We start from the raw sequence: 5775 nt of genomic DNA, 5'->3' as shown, positions 1-5775 counted from the left end.
CCGAAGTGTATCTACATCGTTCCGACGTACTCCAACCCCGACGGCAAAGTCTGGTCGCTCGAGCGGAGAAAAGAACTGCTCCGGCTCGCGGAAAAGTACCACACGATCGTATTCGAAGATGACCCGTACGGCGACATCAAGTTCGATGAAGCAGAAACCGTGGCGCCGCTTGCTTCACTCGATGAAAACAAATACGTCGTCTACACGAGCACCTTTTCCAAAACGGTCGTGCCCGCCATGCGCACCGGCTGGATTACGGGGCCGTATCAGATCATCCGGATGATGGCACAGGCCAAGCAGGCAACCGACCTGCACACGAACTCGCTCACCCAGCACGCGCTCGTGAAACTTCTCGAGGACTTTGATCTCGACGCCCACATCCGCACGCTGCAGCGCACGTACAAGGAACGGATGCATGTCATGAGAGACATTTTCGACCGTGCGGGTGACATCGACATCCGCTACAACGAACCAAAAGGCGGCATGTTCTTCTGGGTCTCCATGCCCGAATACGTGAACACAAAAGCGCTCCTCGACGACGCGGTCGACAACGGCGTCGCCTTCGTACCCGGCGCCCCGTTCTACGTGAACCAGCCCGCCCAGAACACGATGCGCCTCAACTTCACCAACGCCGAACCGGACATGATCGAAGAAGGCATGAAACGATTGGTGGAAGTCATGAACAGCGCGCCGGTCCAGAAATAAGATGCTGATGGATGGAATCCTGCGCGCGGGATTCCATCTTTTTTTTGCGTTGCGGGGAGGATAAAGGGACACTAAGTTAATGAGTTCATGTGTTAGTGTCCATGCAAGGGCAGGTTGTGGACACTATCACTCTGTTTACTGCGATTAGTATCCACCGGTGAAAAAGAGAAACCACTGGCGCCGGATTCCCGCGGCTTAGTGTCCACGGATGCAGGATGGAAGGACACGAAGCCGCTGTTTTTCCATCGCAGTGTCCCTTGGCATACATATGAAGATGGTAGAAATGTGAATTTATGGGTTGTGAAATGAGAGCAGGATAAATAGAAAGAGGGGGCAAAGATGCAGCAGAACTCAGCTTTATTACTGTTCTCGATTAATCTGCTTATCGTTTTTGGAAGCGGATTTGTGATTGGTTATGTGAGAACCGGTGACTTTTATATAGGGCAGATGATAGGCACAGCCGCAGGAATCATCCTTTTCGTCCCATCCCTGATTTTGCGGATACGTAACAAATCCTCCTGACGCCTTAGAATGCAGTCCCTGCCGGTATACAGTGTGTGAATGAATAGTGGCATATGAAAAAAGCGAAATTGGCTTGAAGGTGGTATTCATCCAACCATCGAATGAAAAGACGAGGCTATTTTTGTAACATGGAAATAGTAGGTGAAATGAAGTGAAGATTATTCTCAAGATAATTGCTCTTATGACAGTAGCTTTGATGTTATCTTAGACAAGAGTAGAAGAATTGTACAATGAAGAGCAGCATGCATATGGATAACGGCTAGGTATAAATTTTGATAAGCGAAAAGGGGAGATAAGGAGTGAAAAACTTCCTGGTTTTGTCTACTATCGTCTGTTTGATGTTAGCAGGTTGTTCTATAGATTCCCAAAGTAATGAAAAAACCGAAACAAGCTTAGGGGGAGATTCAGGTTCGATACATGGAATGGTTAAAGTCAATGGTACTATATATGAAACAAATGGCAATATTAATAAAGGGTTATATTCATTAGAAAAGGAAATGAGAAAAGTGGAGAGTAAGATTCCAATGACACCACAATAAAATTTCCTTTCAAAATCTTAGAGGAAGGAACAAAAATTTATTCAATTCGTGATAATGAAAACTTTGCAGTTGCATAACTTATAGAAAAAATTTTCATACATGTTCATAAAAAGACAGAACCTCAAAATCTGCTCATGCGATGGATGCGCTGACAAACACGTACAACGAGGGGATCTGCCATATGTGTCCTGTAGCACAGTCATGATCTATCGACCATTTCTTAAAGCCTATGAATGTGTCTCTCCATGTACCAAACCCGGCATCTTTCCCCCCTCTTGCAGGGGATGATTTAAGAGCGGCGGAATGGAAGCATGACCGTACTACGGAACAGAAAAAGCGGTCATTTTGGAAACGATTATTTAAATAATATTATGTTATGCGTTAAAAACATTAGCATTTCTGTCATTATGATGAAACCTCTATTTTACCAAGTTATATTTCTTATTTGCTAAAACTTCTTAAAGAAAATCCTTCATAAACATTATTCGCAATATCAGCGCATATCTTGCGATAAGACTCGACCCCTCCAAGGTATAGAGGAAATCCACGTGGTTTTCCATCTATATTTGAGCCATTATACCAAGAGTCAGTATGGACAAAAAGTGTTTTCTCAGCTATTTCCCGACAATGTTGACTCCAATTTTTTTCAGCTTCGTCCTCAGCTTCAGCTACATCTATATTATGTTCATCCATATAAACGATGAAATCACGAATCCACTCAACATGTTGTTCGATGGATATCGGCATATTCGTCAACACAGATGGACTCTCTGGACCAGTAATGGTAAACATATTTGGGAAACTATTCATCGCAAGACCCAAATAAGTTCTAACAGTTGATCCTCCAGCCCATTTATCATAAAGACTTAAGCCATTTCGGCCGGTTATATCCATTTTCAATAGGGTACCAGTAATGGCGTCATAACCTGTCGCAAACACGATAATGTCTAATTCATGTTCTTCCGCTGTTGTTTGTATTCCTTTAGTCGTGATTTTTTTAATGGGATTCGCTTTGACATCAACCAATGATACATTATCCTGATTATACGTCTCATAATAATCTGTATCTAAAACGGGTCGTTTTGTACCGTAATAGTATGTTGGTTTCAACATCTCGGCCACTTTCGTATCTTCGACAATTTCATCAATTTTATTCCTAATGAATCTGCAAACTGTTTCATTGGCATCGGCGTTCACCATAAGATCATTGTAGGTGTTGAATAGATATAGGCTACCTTTTTCCCAGGCTTGTTCAAAAATCTCTTCCCGTTTTTCTGGCGAGTCCTCCAGTGCTGATCGATTTCCTGGTGGGATACCTGTTCCAGAATCAGAATGTCTCATAGTATCACGTAGGTTTTCAAAACTTGATTTAACCTGTTTGTTAAATGTTCCATGATACGGATGATTACCAGCCGGAACACTATATTGTGGTGTTCGTTGAAAAACAGTCAGATGTTCGGCTTCTTTAGCAATAATAGGGATCGACTGAATTCCACTAGCCCCTGTGCCAATTACCCCGACTCGTTTTCCTTCGAAATCAACGCCTTCAATTGGCCAATTACTAGTATGATAACAATCACCCTTAAACTGATCGATTCCCTCGAATTGAGGAACATTGGCTGTAGATAGACATCCAACACCTGTAATAAAGAATTTCGATTGAATCGTTTCTTCACCATTGATTGTGATTTGCCAGGAGTTGCAGTGTTCATTAAATTGTGCAGATGTTACATGCGTGCCAAATTGTATGTTACTCCTTAAATTAAATTTATCAGCTACAAAGTTCAAGTATTCGAGAATTTCTGGCTGTGATGCAAACCGTGATGACCAGCTCCATTCCTTATATAAATCTTTTGAAAAGGTATAATTGTAATAAATGCTTTCCGAATCACAACGGGCACCCGGATAACGATTCCAGTACCAGACACCACCAACACCGTCGGCAGCTTCGTACACTTTCACTGAATAACCGGACTCTCGTAATGAATGAAGCATATAAAGCCCTGAAAAACCAGCGCCTACAATAACAGCATCATAATCTGTTCTGTTTTCGTTTTGTCTTTTCATAATTGTTCCCCCCCGTTGAAAATTATTGTAATTAAATTTTAGTTTTGCTCTCTTAATCATTCTTTTCTGTCCATGAAACTTTCTTCACGCATTATAAAGCCTCCAAATTATAAATTATTTTGGAAGTAGCTAACAATTGGATTAGCAAGTAGAAATACAACAATCTCACCTGCACACAGCACAGGACCTTTCTTAAATCTTGGGCCGGGTTTGCTCATCCCCTGCCCATGTACCAAACGCACATATTTATAATACAATTGCAAAAAAGGTTATGAACGTAGATTGAATATCACTAAAAAATGTACTTAATAAGCTATTAATTCTTTCGAACTATTATTACCTCAAATAGCCCTTTTCTTATTTGTAATTTCCAGGAATCATTTGTAGTCATATTGAAATTATAAATAATTTATCAAATATATGTCAATGATATAGGTGATCTCTAAAGTTGCATAATTAGTAACAGTAATATCCAATAGAATTAATATTTTACTTTGGAGCTTACATATCTCCTTAGGCCATCATCAACTCTTTTTCAAGAGACTGCGGGGACACGCCCTTTTGGGCTTTCTGATAAACATAGAACAGGAGAGAACGGCGCCTTTCCTTGTTAGCCCGCCAATATCCTATAGAGAATCCCTGTTGGTAATGCTGCACGATAAACGTATAGGCAAGTTGAAGCACCAACATGTAACGCTTGATAGCAAAAAGGGATCGCAGCCTGTAATCTCCCATATGGAGTTTGTCCTTCGTTTCTTGAAAAAAGGTTTCGATGTTCCAACGTTCAGCGTAGAAAAGCAGGATCTTTTGGGCGGTTAAGCTAGAATCTGTGCAGAAGAAATAGCGAACCGATGATTCGCTGGCTGCTGTATGAGTAGGGCGGCACGCCAGCACCGTTCCCTGGAGTCCGCCTTTCAGTGCCCCGTCCTAACGATGAACGCGGTAGGAAGTGTCTCCTACGGTGACGATGCAGGATGTTTGGTCTTCCTTTTGTTGCGCCCATTCCCTGACGGGTTGAGAAACGCGGTCATTCAGCAGAACACGGTTGCTTTTCAGACCTCCGATGACATGCCATCCACGTTCTTGAATGTAGTCAATCAGCAATGTGGCAGCATACCAGCTGTCTGTCAGGACATAAACGTCCCACGTGCCGTCCGGTATTTGATCCATATAATCCCGGGCCATATCAAGTTTCGAATACTCTTCTTTTACATAAGGCGTCATGGCAAAGGGTAGAAAGGAGCCGCGGGCTCCTATCATCGTCGTTACCCACTGATGAGCGTAAATAGGTTTTCCTTGTTTGTGATCAAAGTGATAGGAAGCTCCTTCTGTCGGTTCCAAAGCCTGTGACGAAGGCTTGGTTTTTGGACAGATGCTGTCATCGATAATAACCATCAAGGGATCCTCGGAAGAGGACATCTGCTGAATCTGTTGATAGATAGCCCTCTGCAGCTTTCGCTGTACGCCCTGCTCGTTCCACTGCCCGTATTGAAAAAATCGCGTTACCGATGTGAGTTGGCGGTGCCATAAACTGCTGTTCCGTCGTACGGTCATACTTCTATTCGGCCGCTATTGAATCATACCCCGCAGGAGATGGGAATGATGCTGATATGGCGGCTTGAGTACATGGAGAGACACATTCATAGGCTTTAAGAAATGATCGATAGATGATGACTGTGCTACAGGACACATATGGCAGACCCCCTCTGTTCTTATAAAGTCAACGTATATTGAAAATGAAAAGTAAGTTCTTTTCCCAAACATACAGCACAGAGGGTATTGAAAGAGTGGATGGCTGAACATTCTGTCTTCGTATCGGATTCGGCGGACAGCTGTGTTATAATAAATGAGCGTAATAATCCAAGACAAAGGGGCTAACGCTCATGAAATACGGTTTTGCAAAACGGGTCAACCACATGCAGTCTTCGGCGGTGCGGGATAT

Annotated in this window: 6 protein-coding genes; 3 read left to right on the top strand and 3 right to left on the bottom strand. The window is 42.8% G+C overall.

All coding sequences use genetic code 11. The features are described from left to right. The 3 genes from BM124_RS18310 to BM124_RS18300 form a co-directional block, all read left to right on the top strand. Positions 1–705, top strand: a 705-nt coding sequence (locus tag BM124_RS18310) for an aminotransferase-like domain-containing protein (protein ID WP_139217169.1), incomplete at its 5' end; no start/stop codon positions are given. Between the two features lie 339 nt (positions 706–1044). Further along, a complete protein-coding gene (locus BM124_RS18305) occupies positions 1045–1227 on the top strand; it encodes a hypothetical protein (protein ID WP_093339956.1) in 183 nt (60 codons plus the stop codon). 299 nt (positions 1228–1526) lie between these two features. Further along, positions 1527–1766, top strand: a complete 240-nt coding sequence (locus BM124_RS18300) for a hypothetical protein (RefSeq protein ID WP_093339953.1) — start codon at positions 1527–1529, stop codon at positions 1764–1766. A 441-nt stretch (positions 1767–2207) separates the two neighbouring features. Here the strand turns inward: BM124_RS18300 and BM124_RS18295 are convergent, their stop codons facing one another. The 3 genes from BM124_RS18295 to BM124_RS18280 all read right to left on the bottom strand — a co-directional run bounded on the left by BM124_RS18295 (position 2208) and on the right by BM124_RS18280 (position 5387). Beyond that, positions 2208–3833: a flavin-containing monooxygenase gene (locus tag BM124_RS18295; RefSeq protein ID WP_093339949.1), complete on the bottom strand. Its 1626-nt coding sequence runs from the start codon at positions 3831–3833 to the stop codon at positions 2208–2210. Positions 3834–4346: 513 nt separating this feature from the next. Continuing rightward, positions 4347–4727 (bottom strand): transposase, encoded by a 381-nt coding sequence (locus BM124_RS19570; protein ID WP_170841230.1) that lies wholly within the window; start codon positions 4725–4727, stop codon positions 4347–4349. A 33-nt stretch (positions 4728–4760) separates the two neighbouring features. Next, positions 4761–5387, bottom strand: a complete 627-nt coding sequence (locus BM124_RS18280) for a transposase (RefSeq protein ID WP_093339943.1) — start codon at positions 5385–5387, stop codon at positions 4761–4763. Positions 5388–5775 lie beyond the last annotated feature (388 nt).

The sequence above is a fragment of the Salibacterium halotolerans genome, from assembly GCF_900115625.1.
GTDB classification, from domain to species: Bacteria; Bacillota; Bacilli; order Bacillales; family Marinococcaceae; genus Salibacterium; species Salibacterium halotolerans.
The sequence above is the reverse complement of the archived record's forward strand: the minus strand, read 5'-3'. Positions and strand labels throughout refer to the sequence as shown.

What these genes read in the sequence shown, in the direction of transcription:
- BM124_RS18295 (WP_093339949.1), bottom strand. Translation starts at nt 3,833, where the DNA reads ATGAAAAGACAAAACGAAAACAGAACAGATTATGATGCTGTTATTGTA.
- BM124_RS18280 (WP_093339943.1), bottom strand. Translation starts at nt 5,387, where the DNA reads ATGACCGTACGACGGAACAGCAGTTTATGGCACCGCCAACTCACATCG.
- BM124_RS18305 (WP_093339956.1), top strand. Translation starts at nt 1,045, where the DNA reads ATGCAGCAGAACTCAGCTTTATTACTGTTCTCGATTAATCTGCTTATC.